Raw genomic sequence first — 20,596 nt, 5'->3', positions numbered from 1 at the left:
CAACCGGCGGACAGGTCGTAACAGTCCGCTATCTCAAGGAGGCTTCCATGGATCTGTATTTCTCCCCGATGGCCTGTTCGATGGCCACTCGCATCGCGCTGTATGAGGCCGAAGCCGGCGCCGACGCGCGATTCTTCGAGGTCGATCCACTGAACAAGGAGGTGCGCAACGACGGTTCGGATTTCCGCGACGTGAATCCGCTCGGGCTGGTGCCGACGCTGCGCACCGACGATGGCGTCATCCTCACCGAGAATGCCGCGATCCTGCAGCATGTCTCCGACTGGTTTCCGCAGTCCCCTATCGCCGCGGGTTCGGGCATCGACCGCAGCCGGCTGCAGCAGTGGCTCTGCTTCATCGGCACGGAACTGCACAAGGGGCTGTTCGTCCCGTTGCTGGCCAAGAAGGCGCCCCCGGAGATGAAGGCCTATGCACTACAAAGCGGGTTGTCGCGGCTGACCTATCTCGAAAACCATCTCACCGGACGCGACTTCCTGCTCGACAGGTTCAGCGTCGCCGACGCCTATCTTGTCACGGTGCTGAACTGGACGATGGTGTTGCCGGAGATCGATCTGAACAATTGGCCGGCGATCAAGGCCTATCACAAGCGCCTGCGCGAACGCCCGAGCATCGTGCGCGCGGTCACTGAAGAGTTCGAATTGTTCAAGGCCGAACAGGAACGGCACAAAGCGGCGGCGTGATCACGCCACCGCGCGACGACCGATGATGGCAAAGCGCAATCGGCTGGAAATCCAGTCGATTGCCGCCACGGCGACCAGGATCATCAGGATCAGAAACGAGACCTTCTGCCATTCCAGCACGCGGATTTGCTCGGCGAGCTGAAGACCGATACCGCCCGCGCCGACAATGCCGATGATGGTGGCGGAGCGGGTGTTGGACTCGATGAAATACAGCACCTGTCCGGCGATGACAGGCAGAACCTGCGGCATCAAGCCGAAACGAATCTCGTGCATTGCGCTGCCGCCGGAGGCCCGAATGCCTTCGACCTGCTTCTTGTCGGCGGCTTCAATGGCTTCCGAAAACAATTTGCCGAAGGCGCCGAAATCCGAAATCGCGATCGCCAGCACGCCGGCAAACGGGCCGAGACCGACGACGTTGATCCAGACCAGCGCCCAGATCAGCGTATCGACGCCGCGAATCGAATCCAGAAAACGCCGGACCGGAAAGCGAAGCCACGCGGACGGAATGACGTTCCGTGCCGCTAGCAGACTGACCGGCAGCGCGAACACCGCGGCCAAAGTCGTGCCCAGCAAGGCGATCGACAGCGTCTCGCCCATCGCCTGCAGATAGGCAGGCAGCGACGAACCGGGATTCGGCGGGATCATCATCATGGTGATCCAACCGAGTTCTCGCAGGCCGGTCCACATCCGCGCCGGCGAGAAGTCGAGTTCATTGAGCCCGAAGATGAACAATGCCAGCGCCGCGACCAGGATCGCGGGCACGCCGGCGCGCGAAGCCATCGGGCGGTTGAAGACATCAGGATAGCGCCCGCGCAATGCGGGGGTATTGATGTCAGGCTGCCTGCTCATGATCTGGCTTCCTTGCCGAACAGACGGCCGCGCAGCCAGCCGGTCCCGATGTCGATGATGAAGACCGTGACGATGATCATCAGCAGGATCGCACTGACGTCGGAATAGTAGAACTTTCTGACAGCAACGACGAGTTCCTGGCCGATGCCGCCGGCGCCGACGAAGCCCATCACGGAGGCACCACGCACATTGATCTCGAAGCGCAGCAGCGTGTAGCTCGCAAATCCGGCCGCGACCTGCGGCAGCACCGCAAAGCGCATGCAGTCGATCCAGCCCGCTCCGGTCGAGCGAATTCCTTCCACCGGCTTCATGTCGATATTCTCGACGATCTCGCCATAGAGCTTGCCGAGCGCCCCAACGCAGTGGATCGCAATGGCCAACACGCCGGCCATCGGGCCAAGGCCAAAAGCGATGACGAAGATCAGCGCGAACACGATATCCGGCACGGTCCGGCAGAATTCCATGAAGCGGCGCACGGCAAAGCGCAGCGGCACTGAGGGCGCGGTGTTCTCGGCCGCGAGAAAATTGAGCCCGAAGGCCAGCACGGCACCGATCAGCGTGCCGACATAGCTAATCAGCACGGTCTCGCCGAGCAGCGACAGCCACTTCTTCCAACCCCAGAACCATTCATTGACGTCTGTCCAGACCCGGGTGCCGGCTTCGAGCGTGAAGATGCGATCGAAATAGCTGCCGAAGTTGCCGATCTTCTCGATGAAGGTCCTGAGATTAACCTCGGCGCCCAGCGCCGCGACGAACAGCGCTGCAAAGCAAGCCACCACAACGAACAGCGTGCGCAACCGCCGGCGTGCCACCGCCTTGCGGTAGGCATCGTTCAGCGCAGCGAGCTGCGGAGCCGGAAGGATGGAAACGGCGGTGGACATGATGTGCGGGCCTGTCTGGGATCAAACACAGAAAAGGAGCCGGACCATTGCTGATCCGGCTCCCTTCAATGGTCAGGCAATCAGGATGCCTTCTTCTTGCGAAGCGCGTCGACGAACTTGATCAGGTCGATGGTGGCGTCCCAATCCTTGGTGGTCGCGGCGTGGAAGCCTTTCTTCTGACCGTCCGACAGCTTGTCGAATGCGGCCTTGTCCTTGGTCGGCGCGTCGGTGAAGGCCTTGGCGATGGCGACCTTCAGTTCTTCCGGCAGGTCCGAGCTATAGGCATAGGGGCCGTTGATGATCGGGGCCGACTTGTGGATGATGCGGAAGTCTTCCTTCTTCATCGCTGAACCGTCGGCATTCTTCAGCATGCCCTTGGTCAGCATCTGCTGCAGCGTCGAGTCGTTGTCGTTGGTCCACTGGTTGGCGGCGACATCGACGGTGCCCTGCGACAGCGCCAGCAGCGCATTTTCGTGGCTGCCGGTGAATACGACCTTGCTGAAATAGGTGTCGGCATCCGAGATGCCCATCTTGTCCAGCTCGAAGCGCGGCACGTTGTTGCCGGAGGTTGAATTCGGATCGACCAGACCGAGGTTCTTGCCCTTCAGATTATCGATGGTTTTGTAAGCGCTGTTCGCCTTGACGAAGAACACCGAGTAATAGCCCGTCGAGCCATCGATGTTGATGTCGTTGGCAAAGGCATCGGTCTTCACGCCGGTGAGGCGGGCGCGCGCAAACGAGGCGGAACCATAGCTGGCGATGTGGATGTTGCCGGAGCGCTGGCCTTCGATGACGGCTGCGTAGTCATTGGCGATGCGCAGATTGACCTTCACGCCGAGTTCTTTCGACAGATAAGCGACGAAGGGCGCCCAGCGCTCGGTGACGCCCGAGGCGTTTTCTGCCGGGATGATGGCGAAGGTCAGTTCCGGATACTTGGCCTTGTAATCCTGGGCCGAGGCCGAGGTGGCGGCGAAAGCCAGCGCCGCAGCGCTGAGCAGAATGGAGCGACGGTTGATCATGACAGTCCCTGTTTTGATCTGAGGTGAAACGTTTTTTCTTGGTAGAAGGCGCGTCTATCGCGGCGATGCCATCGTTACGATGACGTCACCGCGATACTTTCAACGCACTGCAATCACGCGACGGCAGCAACACCGTATTCGGGAACGCGGACAGGCGTCGGCATATGCGCCGATCCCATCACCTCATCGGCTTCGAGATCGTAGAGTTCACGGGCGATATGCTCGGTGAGCGCGGACGGCGCGCCATCGAACACGACGCGGCCGGCGGACATGCCGATCAGGCGATCGCAATAGGTGCGCGCCAGATCGAGCGAATGCAGGTTGCACATCACGGTGATGCCGAAGTGCTTGTTGATCCGCAGCAGCGCATCCATGACGATGCGGGTGTTGCGCGGATCGAGCGAGGCGATCGGCTCATCCGCGAGAATAATGTCGGGCTGCTGCACCAGTGCACGCGCGATGGCGACACGCTGCTGCTGACCGCCGGAGAGCTGATCGGCGCGTTGCGAAGCATATTGCGCCATGTCGAACTGTTCCAGCGCCGACATCGCCAGCGCACGGTCGTCCTCAGGCCACATCTGGGTCAGCGAGCGCCACTGCGGCATCTCGGCCAGACGGCCCATCAGCACATTGGTCAGCACGTCGAGACGGCCGACGAGATTGAACTGCTGGAAGATCATCGCCGAGCGCGCGCGCCACTTGCGCAGATCGCGGCCCTTGAGTGCGGTAACATCGGTGCCATCAAATACGATACGGCCTTCGGTCGGCTCGCACAGGCGATTGATCATGCGCAGCATGGTCGACTTGCCGGCACCGGAACGACCGATCACGCCGACGAATGCGCCGGGCTTGATCTCGAACGACGCGTTATCGACGGCAGCCTTGGCGCCGAAACGGCACGTCAGCTTATCCACCACCAGCATGAGGCACTCCAATGACAATAGACATCGCCACCGGTAACGCCCGCGTTTAACAATGATGTGACATGTGCCCTGCGCATACGGGTTATCGTCGTTGCGGGAAAAGGATGTCCGAATTCATGCTGATGTCACGACACCGTCACGAAACCGACCGAAGAGGTGCCCGCGCGCCAGCGCACATTCTGATATATCACCCACCGATTCCTCTTCCGTCGCACGAGCGTCACATGGCCGGAAAACAACTCTCGCTCACGCCAGCGGTCGATCCCACCGCGAAACTCGTCGATACCGAGCTCGGCGCCTATACCGAAGTTGGCGCGCGCACGATCCTCAACGAAGTGGCGATGGGCGACTATTCATATGTCGTGAATGACGGCCAGATCACCTACACGACGATCGGCAAGTTCTGCTCGATCGCGGCGATGATCCGGATCAATCCCGGCAATCACCCGATGCACCGGGCGACACAGGCGCACTTCACCTATCGCGCCAGTGCGTACTTCCCCGGCGAAAGCGACGACGCCGACTTCTTTGCCTGGCGACGCGAACATCATTGCACTATCGGCCACGATGTGTGGCTCGGCCATGGCGCCATCGTGCTGCCCGGCCGCAATATCGGCACCGGCGCGGTGATCGCCGCCGGGGCCATCGTGACCAAGAACGTCGCCCCCTATACGATCGTCGCCGGCAATCCGGCGCGGCCGGTGCGGCGACGATTTTCGGAAGCCGTGGAAGACGGGCTGATGGACCTCGCCTGGTGGAACTGGGACCACGAGATGCTACGACAGGCGCTACCGGATTTCCGCAGGCTCCCGGTCGAGGATTTCTTGAGCAAGTATAAAGGCGTCAAGGCGCCCAGGCAGATGGCAGTGACATGACTGGACTTTTCATCGACGGCGGACGCACTTTGCTCGGCCAGGACATCGCCGAGACTTCGCTGCAGATTGGGGATGGCGTGATTGCGGACATCGGATCGGATGCGCCCCATGGCGCGCTCGGCCTCGATGCCTCCGATCTGCTGGTGCTGCCGGGAATCGTCGACTTGCATGGCGACGCCTTCGAGCGGCAGTTGATGCCGCGCCCCGGCGTCGACTTCCCGGTCGATGTCGCCTTGATCGACAGCGACCGGCAGGCCATCGCCAATGGCATCACCACAGTGTTTCATGGCACCACGTGGTCCTGGGAGCCGGGCCTGCGCGGCGCCGAGAACGCCCGCAAGCTGCTGGATGCCATCGAGACGCTGCGGCCGCAGCTCGCGTCAGACACCCGCTTCCATCTGCGGCAGGAGACGTTCAACCTCGACGCGGAAGACGAGATCCTGGGCTGGCTGCAGGCCGGCCGCATCGATCTGCTCGCCTTCAACGATCACATGGATATTGCCGGCATCTCGAGGCCGGCGAAGCGCGCGCGGATGGTCGAACGCACCGGCCTCACGAGCGAGGCCTTCCATCAACTGGTCGAACGCGTGCTGTCGCGCACCGATGATGTGCCTGCCTCGATTGCCCGCCTCGCCAAGGCGGCGAATGCTGCCGGCGTGCCGACGCTTTCGCATGATGACGCAACCCCTGCGATGCGTAACGACTTCCGCAAACTCGGCGTCAATATCGCCGAATTCCCGATCAATGAAGAGACCGCGAAGGCCGCGGCCGCGGCCGGCGATTTCATCGTGTTCGGCGCACCCAATGTGGTGCGCGGCGGCAGCCATACCGGCTGGACCAAGGCGTCCGACATGATCGCCAAGGGCCTCTGCTCGATCCTCGCATCGGACTATTATTATCCCGCGCAATTGCTGGCCGCATTCCGGCTGGTCGAGGATCGTATCCTGTCACTGCCGCAGGCCTGGGCACTGATCTCGTCCGCGCCCGCAAAAGCCGCCGGACTTATCGATCGCGGCGAGATCGCAGGCGGGCGCCGCGCCGATCTCCTGCTTGTCGATGACAGCGTCGCGCTGCGGCCGCGCATCGTCGCGGTCATTGTGAAGGGCAGGCTCGTGCATCTATCCGATGCCACAAGGCTTCAGCCGGCGCGTGCCCTGCAACGCAAAGCTATTGCCGCGGCGTGACGCGGCTTTATGGTGCGGCCATGAGTGAATTCCCGCGCTACGCGATCTATTACGCCCCCGACGCAGACAGTGCCCTCTCCCGCTTCGGCGCCGAAATCCTCGGCTACGATCCCTTCACCGGCAATGACGTGCTGGTTCCCGGCGACCTCATCATACAGGCACCGGACTGGCCGGCGCTGATCAAAGACCCGCGCAAATACGGCTTTCACGCCACGCTGAAGGCACCGTTCTCGCTGACACTGGAAGCCACCGAAACCGACCTGATCGCGGCCTTCGATGACTTCGCGCGAATGCCCCGCGCCATCCCGGACATCTCACCTGTGGTTCGTATCATCAGCGGCTTCACGGCTGTCGTGCCGAATGCGCCCTCCACTGAGCTCGCCGCATTGGCACAAACCTGTGTCGAAAGGTTCGAGGTGTTCCGCGCGCCGATGACGCCGGAGGATCGCGCACGGCGCAAGCCGGAGAACCTGACGCCGCGGCAGGTCGAGCAGCTGGATCGTTTCGGCTATCCCTATGTGCGCGACGACTTCCGCTTTCACATGACGCTGACCGGACGGCTTGCACCCGAGCGCAGCGCAGCGGTACTGGCGATGCTGCAGCAGCGGTTCGCGACACTTGATCTCACCTCGCTGCGGATCGACCGCATCGGCCTGTTCCGCCAGACATCGGCTACGTCACGCTTCCAGGTGCTGCGTCACGCGCCGCTGACGGCGACTTGACGCGTCACGAGGATGCCATCTCGTCGGCCCGTTTCCAGGCCGGAAACGGATCGGCGAGCTTCGACCAGCCGGCGACATCCATGCCAGGCTTGCCGGTCACGAGACAGGCATCGAGCCGGCGGCGGATATCGCTCTCATCCATGCCGGAGCCGATGAAGACGATCTCCTGCCGGCGATCGCCATAGATCTCGTTCCAGTTCTTCTTCAGCGACTGCCGCCAATATGGATCGTCCGGCCAGCGATCTGCGGGCACATTGGCCCACCAGAAGCCCATGCCTTCGGTACGCACGATGGCACCGGCCTGACTGAGCTCGCCGACCCATTGCGGGCGCGTCGCCAGCCAGAAGTGCCCCTTGCTGCGGATCACGCCGGCCCAGCTCTCGCGCAGGAAGGCCTGAAATTTCACGGGATCGAACGGCCGCCGCGCGCGATAGACGAAATTCGTCACGCCGTATTCTTCGGTCTCCGGCACATGCTCGGCAAAGCCGTACAGCTCCTTGTGCCAGAGTGGATGCTGCTGCGCCTTTTCAAAATCAAATCGTCCGGTATCGAGCACGCGGTCGAACGGCACATTGGCAAAGTTCGCCTCGATGATATCGGCGTCGGGATTGAGCGCGCAGATGATCTTGCGCGCGCCGTTGCATTGCTCGAGCGTGGCGTCATTGACCTTGTTGAGCACGACGACGTCGGCGAATTCGATCTGCTCTACCAGAAGATCGACCAGCGTGCGTTTGTCGCCGTCGAGGGCCTCGCCGCGGTCCTGCAGAAAGTCGGTGGAGGAATAGTCCTTCAACAGGTTCACCGCATCGACCACCGTCACCATGGTGTCGAGCTGTGCCACATCGGAGAGGCTGTCACCGTTCTCGTCACGGAAATCGAAAGTCGCGGCCACCGGCAGCGGCTCTGCAATTCCGGTGGATTCGATCAGCAGGTAATCGAACCGCCGGCTTTCGGCGAGCGCCCGCACTTCCTTGAGCAGATCGTCGCGCAGCGTGCAGCAGATGCAGCCATTGGTCATCTCGACCAGCTTCTCATCCGTCCGTGACAGGTTGGCACCGCCATCGCGAACCAGGTCCGCATCGATGTTCACCTCGCTCATGTCGTTCACGATCACCGCCACTTTCAGGCCGTGACGGTTGTTCAGCACATGGTTCAGCAAAGTTGTCTTTCCAGCCCCGAGGAAGCCGGACAAGACTGTGACGGGGAGTTTTTGCATCGAGATCGAACAGTCTTTTGAGGGTACGGGACATCGGGCTCTTCTTATTTGTAATGTTATAACATTACAAATCTAGTGCCTGTCAACCCACTCGCACCGAGCCCGTCGATGCGGTGTCCGCTTTTTTGATCTGCCGGAAATCATCTGGCGCGGGTCAGCCCACGCTCATTGCGGCGACGCTAGCCTGCCCGTGCCATCGTCTCGGCATCGACGGGCTTGGCAAACGTCACCCGGTTTCGACCGCTGGCCTTCGATGCATAGAGCGCCCGGTCGGCAGCCGGCGTGAGATCGGAGGGATCATCGCCGTCGCGACCAACCGCGATCCCAACGCTTGCGCCAACAGTGAGCTCAAGACCATCGATGATGAACGGCTCCGAGAGCGTCCGAATGATGCGGCGGCCTAGCAACATGGCCTCCTCGCGATTGCCGACGACGGATTGCACAACGACGAATTCGTCACCGCCCATGCGCACCGCGAAATCGCCGTCACGCAAAATTCCGCTGAGCCGGCTCGCGACTGCCTGCAGCAGCGCGTCGCCCACGGGATGGCCATGCATGTCGTTAACCTCCTTGAACCGATCGAGATCGACGCTGTGAACGGCGATGAGACAGCCCGTCGCCCTGGCCCGCGCGGCGATGATCGCGAGGCGTTCCTGAAAGCCAAGCCGATTGGCCAGGCCCGTCAGCGCATCGTGCCGCGCGAGGGTCGAGAATTCGTGCTTGAGCGAGATCTGCTCTATATTCTGCCGATAAATGAAACGCACGGTCTCGAAGCTGCCGAGCAGGAACGCGATCAGGATCACGGCATAGAAAGCCAGATTGCTATCGACGCGGGCCAGCGCAGAGAATGCCGTCGGCAAGGCAACCAGCATCAAGGCAGGCAATGCGATCCCCGGCCGGACGGAAATCCGGCAGACGATGCCGGCCGCGTAGCCGAACACCAACGCCGTTGCGAGAAGTTGATGCGCAGGATTCTTCGCCCAGAAAGTCGCCGCGCCAAGTAAGCCAATCAACCCCGCAAAGACGTAGCTGCTCCACGCGTAAAGCCGTTCCCATCGCTCGGCTGCGGCGATAGTGAAGCTGCGTTGACCTTTACTGCGGTGATAGACGCCCTCGGTGGCCACCCGGAAGATCGTGACGATCGCTCCGGCTGCACTCAACCCGTAGAACCATGGATTTGCAGAACTAATGGCGACGTGACACGAGACGATGGCCAGTGTGAAGCCGGCGATCGAGAGCGGCACGCGCGTCTGGAAGAGCATGTCGATGAGTTCGATCCGGACATGGTCCGGAACGCCTACGAAAATTGATTTCCAGAATCTGACCACGTCGCTTCTCCCCGAAGCACCCGATACCGCCAAAGTCTGAAATTTTCATCGGCGAACTCGCTCAAAATCTAACTGAGTTAACCGGCAGTTACCAAACGCACCGCTCGGTTGCCCACCGACGACGCTAACTACCCCTTGTATCCCTTGGCGCCCGCACTTCCAGCGTCCTTGTACTGCCGCCATCAGCGGTCCCTTAGGCGTTTCAAACGTCCCAATTTCTGGTAGATGAAGCCGTCCCGGCAACCAGCCGAACGACATCCCCCAAATATCCACCCGCCCCGCCGCCAGATCTCTGGCGCAGATCAAGTGCAGACGACCGGGCACAGCTGGCCTCATGAAAGACCTGTTGATCAAATTCGGTCTGCGCTTCGCGAACCCTGAACAGGAAGCAAGCTTTGTCCGACGCTTTGCGCTCGGAGAGCTTCGCCGCGCCCAGGCTGCGATGGTGCTCGGTGCAATCGTCTATTGCGCTTTCGCCATCTGGGACCGGATTCTCGATCCCCTCGCATGGACCACGACATTCGCCATCCGCGCCGCGGTCGCCGCCATCGTTCTGCTGCCCCTCACCGCGGCGCTGTTTCTGCCGCGTGCGCACCGCTGGGCAGAGCCGATCTATCTCCTCTATTGCGTTGTGCCGGGCTGCGTCCTCAGCATCATCTATCTGTTGATCGACCGTGGCTTCGAACATTCCACGGCCGGAATGATCATCGTGATCCTGTTCGTCTCGACGCTCCTGCCGCTTCGCCTGCCGGCCCTGACGATTTTCTGCACCACCACATGGGCCTGCTTCATCTATTGCCAGACCTTCGCGACCTATCTGACGGACGGCCTGCGCTTCATCAATAATTTCGAGATCGGCTTTGCCTATGTGCTCTCGCTCTATGCGGTCGGTGCACGGGAATTTCAGGCGCGGCGCCAGTTCCAGACATCGCAAGCCCTGCAGGACGAGAAAGAGCGCTCCGTTGCCGCGCTGGTTGAACTGCAGAATACGCAATGGCAACTGGTGCAGGCCGAGAAGCTGGCGTCGCTCGGGCAACTGGTCGCCGGTGTCTCGCATGAAGTCAGCACACCGCTCGGCGTCGCCCTGACCACCGCGACCGTTCTCGAAGGCGAGCTGAAGATGCTGACCGCCACAATCGAATCCAGTCAGGTGCGGCGCTCCGCGCTCACGCAGAGCATCGCGCGGCTCAGCGAAGGCATGAAACTGCTGTTCGACAATCATCGACGGGCTGCTGACCTGGTCCACAGCTTCAAACAAGTCGCGACTGACGAAGCCAACCAGGAACGCCGCGCGTTCGAAATGCGTGGCTGGCTCGGCGAAGTCATGAGTACGCTGCAGCCGCTGCTCGACCGCAGCGGCCACACGGTTCGCGTGATATGCGAGGACGGCATCGTGGCCGACACCTATCCGGGTGCGCTCGCGCAGGTTATTCGAAATCTGGCACTGAATGCCGCGGTCCATGGCTTTCCCGATGGCCGCACCGGCGTGATCGAGCTTACCGTCTCGCGACTGGACCATGGCAACATGCGCGTCGTCGTGGCCGACAATGGCGCAGGCATCCCGCCGGACGATCTGCCGAAAGTTTTCGATCCGTTTTTCACGACACGGCGCGACAAAGGCAGCACCGGCCTCGGCCTGCACATCGTCTTCAATCTGGTCGTATCGACCCTGAAGGGACAAATCGATCTGGCCAGCGAACCGTGGCAAGGCACACGGTTCACACTGGACTTGCCGCTGGATCCGGAGAACCCGAACTCACTGGTGTCGAAGACCGGCGAGTTCCAGGTCAGTCACGGCGCGATGGGACCTGAAGCTCGCCATCGCGCCTTGTCCTGATCGATCAGAAGCCGAGTGCGAGGCCGTCCTTGCGGTGGTCCGAGGCGCCGAGCAGCACGCCGCGCTCGTAATCGATCTGGATGGCCTGGCAGCCGCCGATGCCGGTATCCATCATCTGCAGCGTATGGCCGCGGGCGGCCAGATCGTTGCGCACCGCTTCCGGAATGGTCTTTTCAAGCTGCAGCAGGTTGTTGGTCGCGAACGAGCGCGGCGCCTCGGCAGCGGCCTGGATGTCCATCTTGCGGTCGATCACATCGGATATGAACTGGGCATGGCCGGTGGCCTGATAATGGCCACCCATCACGCCGAATGGCATGACCGCGCGACCGTTTTTCATCAGCATGCCCGGGATGATCGTGTGCATCGGACGCTTGCGCGGGCCAAGCGAATTCACATGGCCGGGCTTGGCGCGGAAACTCCAGCCACGATGGTGCAGCAGCACGCCGGACTTCTTCGCATAGATGCCGCTGCCGAACGGGCCGAACAGCGAATTGATCAGTGACACGGCGTTGAGATCGCGGTCGACCACGGTCAGATAGACCGTGTCCTTGTGGATGACCGAGTCCCAATGCTCTTCCGGCGAAGCGTGCTTCATGTCGATCTTGGCGCGGAGGTCGCCGATGAATTTGTCCGACAGGAAGCGCTCGACATCGACCTGCCCGTAAGCAGGATCGCAGAAATAGGCATCGCGCGTGCGATAGGCCGCCTTGGTCGCCTCGGCAAGCACATGGATGCGGTCGGCATCGCTCAGATTGGCCATGTCGTAGCCGGCCAGCACGCGCAGAATCATCAGTGCGGCGAGTCCCTGGCCGTTTGGCGGGCATTCGGCGACATCATAGCCGTGATGATTAGCCGAGATCGGTGTCACATAGTCGGAGCGCTGCTCATTGAAATCATCGGCCTCGTGCACGCCGCCAACGGCACGCAGCGTGGTGATGATGTCGTCGGCCACCTGGCCCTGATAGAAGCCGTTGCGGCCCTCGCGCGCGACCCGGCGCAGCGTGGCAGCGAGCGCCGGCTGGACGCGCTTGTCGCCGACCGCGGGGGCATGGCCGCCCGGCAGGTACTGCGCGGTCGCGTCGGGATGCAGTTCCAGCTTGCGGCGCCATTTGGCCCAGTCGGCGGACACGCGCGGCGTGATGAGGAAGCCGTTCTCGGCGGCATCAATGGCAGCGGCAAACACATCGGCCAGCGGCTTTGAGCCATGATCCTTGCTGAGCGTGCACCAGGCATCGATGGCGCCCGGCACCGTGACGGTTTCGACGCAGGTCTCGGGAATGTCGCGGGCGCCGGACGTCGCATATTTCTCGGAATCGATCTTGGCCGGGGTGCGGCCGGACCCGTTCAGCGCAATCGGCGCACCGCCCTTAGGCGAATAGAGGGCAAAACAGTCGCCGCCGATGCCGGTCATAGCCGGGTCGACCACGCATTGCACGGCGACCGCCGCCAGCGCCGCATCGATGGCATTGCCACCCGACTTCAGCATTTCCACTGCAGCCAGCGTCGCCAACGGATGCGACGTCGCGGCCATCCCGTGCTCGGCAACGGCGACGGAACGGGCAACGGCCATGAAATCACGCATGAGAGTCCTCTATCGGTACGAAGCCGCCTAGCGCAGATTGCGCGATGAGGCGGGAGAGATGCGGTCGAGCGCCGAGCAGATCGGCCCCCAGGCGCGCGGGGATGGCGTGTGGTTTAGCGTGTGAATCGGCAGTGCGGTAGCCATTATGACAACAATGAGACTGGCAGCCGCTACCGCGAATACGATATCGCGCCGCAACCCAGCCGTGCAAATTTGAACGCAATGTGCGCGTGACCCACGACCGGCCTTCAGGCGCCGGATCAGCGCAACGCCGGGCAATGCCGCGAGCAGGGCCAGGAGGCAGCAGATCATGATGCGTGCCTCCCGGTCATGGCCTCAGGACTTGTGGCAGCACGAGCTGGCGACAGTTCCCGTGGGCGTTTCGGAGCTCAGAACGCTGCGGCCGTTGCGCTCCGGCGCGATATCCTGCGCCGGATTCGCCGTGAAGAAGCCATTCGGCTTCAACATGAAACCGGCATACTCCACCGGCATCACCGGAAAATCCTCGGGCTTGCAGACATGGGTGTGGCCGAACGAGTGCCACAACACGATGTCGGTGTTCTCGATATTGCGGTTCTGCTCGATGTAGCGCGGCAGGCCATCGCCGCCGGCATGGACGTTCGGGTAATCGCCGCTGGCGTATTTTTCGGCGGGATCGTAGGCCGTGACCCAGACATGCCTAGTGGCGAAGCCGCCCCGCTCGCGCACAAAGCTGCCTTCCTGCGCCAGCATCAGCGGGCTCGGCATCACGGAGAGCTTGTAACCGGTGGGATTGCCGACGCTGTTCTTGCTGTTCGGGTTGGTGACCTTCCAGTAACGGCCGCTTTGGCCGTCGGCGATCGCTGCCGCATCGCGCTCGCGCGACAGCGTGCGGCTCTTGAGATCGAACGCATTGCCATGGGGATTGTCCGTGCCCCATGGGCGCTGCGCGAATTCATGCTCGGTCACGGTGTTGCCGCCGCCGTCGAGGTCCATATGCATGCGGACATTGAAGAAATGCTGATGCGTCGGACCGCCGAGATTCTCGTCGACCATGCCGCCCCAAGCATATTTCTGGCCGGGCGCCACCGCCGCCGTCTGGATGATGCCGGTGAGCTTGGCCTCGAGCTGAATTGTGCCGTCCTGGTAGAGGTACCAGTAGAAGCCGTAGTCGTAATTGCCGACAGTCGCGAAGAAGCTGATCACCAGACGGCGCGAGCGGCGCACCTCGAACAGGCCGTTGCGGAACTCATAGTGCTTCCAGAGGATGCCGTAATCCTCTTCATGCATGCAGACCGCATTCTTCATCGTGAACGGCTTGCCCTGCTCATCGGCCGCCGGAATATCGAAATAATGGATGTTGCCGAGGCAGTCGCAGCCGAGCTCCAACGCATTGGCCAGCATACCCAGGCCGTATTCGCCGGCATCGAAAGCCGACTTCCAGTAATGATTGGCGCTCGGGTCGGCGTAAGGCACCACCATTTCGGTGACGCTGGCACGATGGATGATGGAGCGCTTCCTGTCGCCGTCCTGATAGGCAAGCTGATTAAGCACCAGACCCTCGCGCGGCGTGAAGCCGACGCGAAAACTCCACTTCTGCCACTCCACGTTCCAACCATCGACCTTGAAGCTCGGCCCTTCCGGCTGCTCGATATTCAGCGGCTTGATGTCGGTGCGCGGATTGGTGTTCTCATGGGCGCCGTAATTGCGCTTCTTCTTCGGGATCGGAATGACCTTTTCGTCATCGAGCAGATCCACCACCTTCTGATGGATCAGATCGACGACGGCCACGACACCCTCGACCGGATGCGCATAGGCATTGTCCTTGATGTCCTCGCGGAAAAACGTGACGGCCCGCACGATGCGGCGGCCACGCTCGAAATCGCGATCGAAGAAGCCCGACGAAAACGGATCGACCTGCGCCATCTCCATATCCTTGTCGGACATGCCACGGCGGCGCATGGCATTGCGCCAGCCCTCATCGGACTTGACGATCTGCTCGCACAGCATGAACTCGCCGATCATCACCGGCGGCTGGCCGTAAGGCGCTTCGGAATTCGGCAGCAACTTGGTATCGACAATCTTGCTGGCCGTGAGATCGACGATGTATTCGGTCGATGCGCCGGTTGCGGAGTCCAGCACCACGATGAAGGCGAGTCGCGGAAGCGGCGTGCCACTGGCATAGGCGCGCAGATCAGCCTTGCTGGGCTCCTCCAGCCGCACGATTGGGAAGCGCGCGCGCACCGATAGCTTGACATCACTCTTCACGAGATCGCAGGCCGCACCGATTTCATCCAGCGACAGCGGATTGAGCGGATGGAACGGCACTGGCGCAGGCGTTGGCTGAACGGTCGCATCGCTCTCGATCTTGGTCATGACCGTCATAGGCAGAACTCCTGAAGGCGCTTGGCGCCGCGAGGGATTGGAAAGCGTCGAGAGCTAAGGGCTCTCATTGGAGGCGCTCGCGACCGGGAGCTGCCGAAAACAAGGCCTGTGTGTAGGGATGCTGCGGATTGTCGAAGATGTCGGCGGTCGGGCCGCTTTCGACGATCTCGCCGGACTTCATCACCATGATGCGGTCGCACAGCTCACCGGCAACGCGGAGATCATGGGTGATGAACAGCATGGCGAGGCCAAGCCGGCTGCGCAGATCGGCGAACAGTTGGAGAACCTGCGCTTGCACGGTGACGTCGAGCGCCGAGACAGCTTCATCGGCAATCAGAATCTGCGGCTCGGATGCCAGTGCGCGCGCAATGCAGATGCGCTGGCGCTGACCGCCAGAGAATTCGTGCGGAAAGCGATCGAGGATCTGCGTGTCCATGCCGACGAGCTCCAGCAAGGTCGCGACCTTCGCGCGCGCCGCTTCGGGTGTCGCTCCAAAATTGACGACTCCTTCGATCAGCGATCGTCCGACCGAGAGGCGCGGATTGAGCGACCGATAAGGATCCTGAAACACGACCTGAATGTAGCGGCGATGCGGACGCAGCGTCTCGTTGGATGCGCGCGCGATATCGGTGCCTAGCAAGCTGATCTTGCCCGATGTCGGCTTCATCAGCCGCGACACGCAACGCGCCAGCGTCGACTTGCCGGAGCCGGACTCGCCGACCACGCCGAGGATTTCGCCGCGGCCCAAAGTGAATGCAGCTTCCTTGACCGCCTGCGTCACCCGGCCCCGGCCGAAGAAACCGCGATGGCCATAGGTCATCTTGAGTGCCTTGACCTCCAGCACCGACGGCATCGGCTCCCGCACCGCGGTCGCCATGCGAATGCCTTTGGGCACGGAATCGATCAGCAGGCGCGTGTAAGGTTGGGCGGGGTTCTTGAGGACTGCATCAGCGCTGCCGCTCTCCACGACCACGCCTTTCTGCATCACCACGACCTGATCGGCAATATCGGCAACGACGCCGAAATCGTGGGTGATGAAGAGCACGCCGATATTCTTGCGTTTCACCAGATCCTTGATCAGCACCAGAATCTGCTTCTGCGTCGTGACGTCGAGCGCTGTGGTCGGCTCGTCGGCGATCAGCAGGATCGGTTCGAGCAGCATGGCCATGGCGATCATCACGCGCTGGCGCTGACCACCGGAGAGCTGATGCGGATAGGCCTGCATCATCTGCGCGGCATTGGGCAGCAGCATGTCTTCCAGCGCCGCGAGAACGCGCTTGTCGACTTCGGCCTTGGGATGCCGCTTTTCGGAATGCCATTCGATCAGCTCGGCAAGCTGTTCGCGCACGGTCATGACCGGATTGAGCGCCGTCATCGGCTCCTGAAAGATCATGCCCATGCGGCTGCCGCGTAGTTCACGCATCCGGTCGGCCGTGGCCGCGATCAACTCTTCACCGAGCAGCTTGATCGAGCCGGCGACAGGCTTCAGCCCTTCAGGGAGCAGGCCCATGACACTGAAAGCCGTAACTGACTTGCCGGAGCCGGATTCACCGACGACGCAGACGATCTGCCCAAGCGGCACGGTGACATTGATATCTCGGACGATACGGCGTGCCTCGGCATCATGAGTTAGTCCGACAGTGAGACCCGTGACTTCCAGGACGGCCTCGCTCATTTGACGCCTCCCACCGAACGCGCCAACCGGGGATCGAGCATGTCACGCAGGCCGTCGCCAAGCCGATTGATGCCGAGCACGGCGAGCGCAATGCAGATACCGGGGAATAGCATCAGGCCGGGCCTGATCTGGAAATACAGCCGCGCATCGGCCATCATGTTGCCCCAGCTCGGAATCTCGTCGGGCATGCCGATGCCGAGGAAGGACAGCGAGGCCTCGATCAAAATCGCCGATGAGGCGATATAGGTGGCCTGCACGATCAGAGGCGCAAGAATATTGGGAACGATATGTCTGATAACCAGCACTGGCAGCCGCGTGCCCATGCTGACGGCAGCTTCGACATAGGCTTCTTCGCGCACGGTCAGGACGACGCTGCGCACCATGCGGGCGACGCGCGGGATTTCGGGAATGGCGATGGCGATACAGATGGTGACGAGATTGGCGCCGAGCCCGCCTATCAGCGCGATGGCCAGCAGGATCGCGGGAATCGCCATCATGCCGTCCATCATGCGCATCAGCACATTGTCGATCCAGCGCACCATGCCGGCGATCAGACCAAGCGCACTACCGACCATAACCGCGATAACGGCCACCACCGCGCCCACAATCAGCGACACACGGCTTCCATAGATCAGTCGGCTCCAGATATCGCGGCCGAGATTGTCGGTGCCGAGCCAGTTAACCGCGCTCGGCGGGCGCAGTCGCAACCGCGGCTTGAGCGCAGCCGGATCCACCGTCCACAAGACGCTGGCAAAGATCGCTACCGACGCAAGCAGGATGAGAACCCCGAGGCCGAACAGGATCGTCTTGTTGCGCAACAGCTTAGAGACGAAGGTCCAGACGCCGACAGGCGAAGACGCTGGCGCGATAACGGTGGTCGCGGTCATTGCGCGCTGATCCTCGGATCGAAGAATGTGTAACTGATATCGACCAGCAGATTGATCGCCACATAGGCGCCGCCGAACACCATGATGATGCCCTGGATTACCGGATAGTCACGCGCCAGAACCGAGTCGACGGTAAGACGACCGAGGCCGGGCAGATTGAACACGCTCTCGGTGACGACAACGCCGCCGATCAGCAGCGCCACGCCTATACCGACGATGGAAACGATGGGCACCGCGGCATTTCCCAGCGCATGTTTGAACACCACGATGCGCTCCGGCAGGCCCTTGGCGCGTGCGGTGCGGACGAAATCCTCGTTCAGAACTTCGAGCAGGCTGGTGCGTGCGACACGGGCGATGAGCGCGACATAGACGAGACTGAGCGTCAGCGTCGGCAGCGCTAGGTGCCAGAGAAACAGACCCACGCCCTGGGACAGCGATGCATAGCCCTGCACCGGGAATAGGCCGAGCTGCATTGACAGCAGATAGATCCAGAAATAACCGATGGCAAAGGTCGGGACAGCGAAGCCGGTCACCGAGGTCCACATGGCGAAACGATCGAACCAGCCGCCGCGACACCATGCTGCGAGTACACCAATCGGCACGCCGACAAGCACCGAGAAAATGATGGTGGTGAGCGAGACGGCGAATGTCGGACCGACGCGCTGCGCGATCAGCGTCGAGACCGGCTGATTTGAGACGATGGAGATGCCGAGATCACCCTGAAGAAGTCGCCACAGCCAGTGCAGGAACTGCACCGGCAATGGTTGATCGAGGCCGAGCCGCGCTCGGATCGCGGCGATCGCTGCCGGATCGGCATTATCGCCGGCAAGCTGCGCCACGGGATCGCCGGACGAGAAGCGCAAAAGCAGGAAAGCAATCAGCGCAACCACCGCAAGCACGGGGACGACCGATACGGATCGCTTCAGGAGAACGCCGGCGACTGCCATCGTGTTATGCCGTCTTCTCGACGTTCCAGAACAGCGGCGCCGGCGCCCTCACGATGTCCTTGAGCGCTTTGCTGTGTGACACCGGCTGGCGGAACTGGCCGCCCGGAATATGCGTCATCACATCATAGGCGCGCTTCTGGATCGCCTCGGCGACGGCCTTCTGCGCATCTGCAGACGGCTCTAGCGCAAATTTGTTGCGCAGGCTTTCGATCTCGGTGTCTTCCGGCCAGCCGAAGAAGCCGCCATTCTTCCCGCGGGTGTCCAGCACCGTGCTGGCCAGCGGGTTCATGAGTTCAGTCGTGGTGGTGACCCAATGGGTCATCGACCAGCCGCCATTGGCGGTCGAATCCTGCTTGACGCGGCGCGCCAGCAGCGAGCCCCAGTCCATGGTCTGTACCTCGACATTCATGCCGATGGCACGGAGTTTCTGCGCGGTGACGGTGCTGGAGCCGGACAGCAACGGGGAGTCCGTACCCTGCAGCATCACAACCTTCTCCCCCTTGTAGCCGCCCTTCTTCAGGAGGTCCTTTGCGCGCGCAATATCCGGCTTGGTGTTCCAGCCAACCTCGCTTGCCAGCGGCGTAGTGACGCCGAACATTGCAGCGGAGGCCTGATAATATTCGGGATTGCCGACCTGCGCATCGAGCCAGTCGGCCTGGTCGCTCGCATACATCACGGCCTGCCGGATTTCTTGCTTATTGAACGGCTCCGTGAGCCAGTTCATGCGCACCACCGACATGAAGCCGAGTGGATTGTAGTCGGCGACGGTAACGTCCTTTGCGGCAATCAGCGACGGTAGGATGTCGTGCGGCGCTGCTTCGAGAAAATCGATCTCCTTGTTGATCAGCGCATTCGCCGCCATCTGGAAGTCCGGCATGCTGATCCATTCATAGCGATCGATCTTGACGATCTTGCCGCCGGCGAGGCCATCGGACGGCTCGTCGCGCGAGACGTAATCCGCGTTGCGCTCATAGACGGCGCGGTTGCCCGGGCGAAACTCCGACGCGATGAATCGGAACGGGCCGGAACCGACGAACTCCGTCACCGGCTGATCCGGCGCCTGCGCCGCTAGGCGCGCCGGCATAATGAAGGGCATGATGCTGGACGGCTTGGCCAGTGTCTGCAGGACCTGACCATAGGGGGACTTCAGCACCATCTGGAAGGTCCGCTCGTCGACAGGCTTCAGCTCCGCGACGAAACCCATCATCCGCGAGCCCATGGTGTCGCGCTTGGCCCAGCGCTGCAGCGACGGGATCACATCGGCCGACGTCACCGGCGCGCCATCATGGAATTTCAGGCCGGGGCGCAGCTTGAATGTATAGGTCAGCTTGTCGGCAGAGACCTCATAAGCCTCGACCATCTGCGGGCGGATCTGGAATTTCGAGTCCGTGGAGAACAGTGTGTCGTAGATGTTGAGGCCGTGGTTGCGGCCAGTCCATGCGGTGTTGATCAAGGGATCGGTAGCGCGGAGCGGCGCGTGCATGACGGCGCGGATGACCTTGCTTGATTGTGCGCGCGCAATGCGCGGCATCATGCCGGCGGCAAGCCCGGCGGCGCTGGCCTTGAGCAACGAACGACGGCTGAAATCATTGAACATGGCGGTCTCCAG

The 20,596-nt window shown here is 61.9% G+C and carries 17 protein-coding genes; 5 read left to right on the top strand and 12 right to left on the bottom strand.

Annotation, left to right across the window (positions count from 1 at the left end; translation table 11 throughout):
* Window positions 1-47: 47 nt before the first annotated feature.
* A complete protein-coding gene (locus tag SFY93_RS09655; RefSeq protein WP_320446922.1) occupies window positions 48-698 on the top strand; it encodes a glutathione binding-like protein in 651 nt (216 codons plus the stop codon).
* Here SFY93_RS09655 and phnE (SFY93_RS09650) read toward each other — a convergent pair whose 3' ends face one another.
* The 4 genes from phnE (SFY93_RS09650) to phnC all read right to left on the bottom strand — a co-directional run bounded on the left by phnE (SFY93_RS09650) (window position 699) and on the right by phnC (window position 4,370).
* Window positions 699-1,547 (bottom strand): phosphonate ABC transporter, permease protein PhnE, encoded by an 849-nt coding sequence (phnE, locus tag SFY93_RS09650; RefSeq protein ID WP_320446921.1) that lies wholly within the window; start codon window positions 1,545-1,547, stop codon window positions 699-701.
* The gene (gene phnE, locus SFY93_RS09645) at window positions 1,544-2,428 is read right to left on the bottom strand and encodes a phosphonate ABC transporter, permease protein PhnE (protein ID WP_320446920.1); all 885 of its coding nucleotides are present in this window, start codon (window positions 2,426-2,428) and stop codon (window positions 1,544-1,546) included. Before phnE (SFY93_RS09645) ends, phnE (SFY93_RS09650) begins: the two co-directional genes overlap by 4 nt.
* Before the next feature lie 80 nt (window positions 2,429-2,508).
* Window positions 2,509-3,447: a phosphonate ABC transporter substrate-binding protein gene (gene phnD, locus SFY93_RS09640; protein ID WP_320446919.1), complete on the bottom strand. Its 939-nt coding sequence runs from the start codon at window positions 3,445-3,447 to the stop codon at window positions 2,509-2,511.
* A 113-nt stretch (window positions 3,448-3,560) separates the two neighbouring features.
* Complete coding sequence (gene phnC, locus SFY93_RS09635; protein ID WP_231077998.1) at window positions 3,561-4,370, bottom strand: phosphonate ABC transporter ATP-binding protein; 810 nt, start codon at window positions 4,368-4,370, stop codon at window positions 3,561-3,563.
* A gap of 224 nt (window positions 4,371-4,594) precedes the next feature.
* Between phnC and SFY93_RS09630 the strand changes: the two genes are divergently transcribed.
* From SFY93_RS09630 to SFY93_RS09620, 3 genes are read left to right on the top strand one after another with little or no spacing between them, the layout of a single operon-like run.
* Window positions 4,595-5,245 carry an LbetaH domain-containing protein gene (locus SFY93_RS09630; RefSeq protein ID WP_320446918.1) on the top strand — a complete coding sequence of 217 codons (651 nt, stop codon included), beginning with the start codon at window positions 4,595-4,597 and terminating at the stop codon, window positions 5,243-5,245.
* Window positions 5,242-6,429 (top strand): alpha-D-ribose 1-methylphosphonate 5-triphosphate diphosphatase, encoded by a 1,188-nt coding sequence (locus SFY93_RS09625; protein WP_320446917.1) that lies wholly within the window; start codon window positions 5,242-5,244, stop codon window positions 6,427-6,429. Before SFY93_RS09630 ends, SFY93_RS09625 begins: the two co-directional genes overlap by 4 nt.
* A gap of 20 nt (window positions 6,430-6,449) precedes the next feature.
* The gene (locus SFY93_RS09620; RefSeq protein WP_320446916.1) at window positions 6,450-7,151 is read left to right on the top strand and encodes a DUF1045 domain-containing protein; all 702 of its coding nucleotides are present in this window, start codon (window positions 6,450-6,452) and stop codon (window positions 7,149-7,151) included.
* 4 nt (window positions 7,152-7,155) lie between these two features.
* Here SFY93_RS09620 and zigA read toward each other — a convergent pair whose 3' ends face one another.
* The gene (gene zigA / locus SFY93_RS09615) at window positions 7,156-8,367 is read right to left on the bottom strand and encodes a zinc metallochaperone GTPase ZigA (RefSeq protein WP_320446915.1); all 1,212 of its coding nucleotides are present in this window, start codon (window positions 8,365-8,367) and stop codon (window positions 7,156-7,158) included.
* Between the two features lie 179 nt (window positions 8,368-8,546).
* Window positions 8,547-9,695 (bottom strand): diguanylate cyclase domain-containing protein, encoded by a 1,149-nt coding sequence (locus tag SFY93_RS09610; RefSeq protein ID WP_320446914.1) that lies wholly within the window; start codon window positions 9,693-9,695, stop codon window positions 8,547-8,549.
* Between the two features lie 334 nt (window positions 9,696-10,029).
* Between SFY93_RS09610 and SFY93_RS09605 the strand changes: the two genes are divergently transcribed.
* Entirely contained in the window at window positions 10,030-11,532 is a 1,503-nt protein-coding gene (locus SFY93_RS09605; RefSeq protein WP_320446913.1) for a sensor histidine kinase, read from the top strand.
* Between the two features lie 4 nt (window positions 11,533-11,536).
* Here SFY93_RS09605 and ggt read toward each other — a convergent pair whose 3' ends face one another.
* The 6 genes from ggt to SFY93_RS09575 all read right to left on the bottom strand — a co-directional run bounded on the left by ggt (window position 11,537) and on the right by SFY93_RS09575 (window position 20,584).
* Entirely contained in the window at window positions 11,537-13,114 is a 1,578-nt protein-coding gene (ggt, locus tag SFY93_RS09600) for a gamma-glutamyltransferase (RefSeq protein ID WP_320446912.1), read from the bottom strand.
* 336 nt (window positions 13,115-13,450) lie between these two features.
* Complete coding sequence (locus tag SFY93_RS09595) at window positions 13,451-15,469, bottom strand: primary-amine oxidase (protein ID WP_320447735.1); 2,019 nt, start codon at window positions 15,467-15,469, stop codon at window positions 13,451-13,453.
* A gap of 73 nt (window positions 15,470-15,542) precedes the next feature.
* Window positions 15,543-17,153: a dipeptide ABC transporter ATP-binding protein gene (locus SFY93_RS09590; protein ID WP_320446911.1), complete on the bottom strand. Its 1,611-nt coding sequence runs from the start codon at window positions 17,151-17,153 to the stop codon at window positions 15,543-15,545.
* Window positions 17,150-18,040, bottom strand: coding sequence for an ABC transporter permease (locus SFY93_RS09585; protein ID WP_320446910.1), 891 nt, complete (start codon window positions 18,038-18,040; stop codon window positions 17,150-17,152). Before SFY93_RS09585 ends, SFY93_RS09590 begins: the two co-directional genes overlap by 4 nt.
* Entirely contained in the window at window positions 18,037-18,987 is a 951-nt protein-coding gene (locus SFY93_RS09580) for an ABC transporter permease (RefSeq protein ID WP_320446909.1), read from the bottom strand. Before SFY93_RS09580 ends, SFY93_RS09585 begins: the two co-directional genes overlap by 4 nt.
* A 4-nt stretch (window positions 18,988-18,991) precedes the next feature.
* Complete coding sequence (locus tag SFY93_RS09575; RefSeq protein WP_320446908.1) at window positions 18,992-20,584, bottom strand: ABC transporter substrate-binding protein; 1,593 nt, start codon at window positions 20,582-20,584, stop codon at window positions 18,992-18,994.
* Window positions 20,585-20,596: the final 12 nt, after the last annotated feature.

Origin of the sequence: Tardiphaga sp. 42S5 (assembly GCF_034044155.1) — a bacterium.
Classification (GTDB): Bacteria; Pseudomonadota; Alphaproteobacteria; order Rhizobiales; family Xanthobacteraceae; genus Tardiphaga; species Tardiphaga robiniae.
This window is presented reverse-complemented; position numbering and strand designations above follow the sequence as displayed.

Excerpts from the sequence above, each read along its gene's own strand:
- SFY93_RS09605 (WP_320446913.1), top strand. The coding sequence starts at position 10,030 with ATGAAAGACCTGTTGATCAAATTCGGTCTGCGCTTCGCGAACCCTGAA.
- SFY93_RS09620 (WP_320446916.1), top strand. The coding sequence starts at position 6,450 with ATGAGTGAATTCCCGCGCTACGCGATCTATTACGCCCCCGACGCAGAC.
- phnD (WP_320446919.1), bottom strand. The coding sequence starts at position 3,447 with ATGATCAACCGTCGCTCCATTCTGCTCAGCGCTGCGGCGCTGGCTTTC.
- SFY93_RS09585 (WP_320446910.1), bottom strand. The coding sequence starts at position 18,040 with ATGACCGCGACCACCGTTATCGCGCCAGCGTCTTCGCCTGTCGGCGTC.
- ggt (WP_320446912.1), bottom strand. The coding sequence starts at position 13,114 with ATGCGTGATTTCATGGCCGTTGCCCGTTCCGTCGCCGTTGCCGAGCAC.
- phnE (WP_320446920.1), bottom strand. The coding sequence starts at position 2,428 with ATGTCCACCGCCGTTTCCATCCTTCCGGCTCCGCAGCTCGCTGCGCTG.
- SFY93_RS09630 (WP_320446918.1), top strand. The coding sequence starts at position 4,595 with ATGGCCGGAAAACAACTCTCGCTCACGCCAGCGGTCGATCCCACCGCG.
- SFY93_RS09575 (WP_320446908.1), bottom strand. The coding sequence starts at position 20,584 with ATGTTCAATGATTTCAGCCGTCGTTCGTTGCTCAAGGCCAGCGCCGCC.
- zigA (WP_320446915.1), bottom strand. The coding sequence starts at position 8,367 with ATGCAAAAACTCCCCGTCACAGTCTTGTCCGGCTTCCTCGGGGCTGGA.
- phnE (WP_320446921.1), bottom strand. The coding sequence starts at position 1,547 with ATGAGCAGGCAGCCTGACATCAATACCCCCGCATTGCGCGGGCGCTAT.
- SFY93_RS09625 (WP_320446917.1), top strand. The coding sequence starts at position 5,242 with ATGACTGGACTTTTCATCGACGGCGGACGCACTTTGCTCGGCCAGGAC.
- SFY93_RS09590 (WP_320446911.1), bottom strand. The coding sequence starts at position 17,153 with ATGAGCGAGGCCGTCCTGGAAGTCACGGGTCTCACTGTCGGACTAACT.
- SFY93_RS09595 (WP_320447735.1), bottom strand. The coding sequence starts at position 15,469 with ATGACCAAGATCGAGAGCGATGCGACCGTTCAGCCAACGCCTGCGCCA.
- phnC (WP_231077998.1), bottom strand. The coding sequence starts at position 4,370 with ATGCTGGTGGTGGATAAGCTGACGTGCCGTTTCGGCGCCAAGGCTGCC.
- SFY93_RS09655 (WP_320446922.1), top strand. The coding sequence starts at position 48 with ATGGATCTGTATTTCTCCCCGATGGCCTGTTCGATGGCCACTCGCATC.
- SFY93_RS09580 (WP_320446909.1), bottom strand. The coding sequence starts at position 18,987 with ATGGCAGTCGCCGGCGTTCTCCTGAAGCGATCCGTATCGGTCGTCCCC.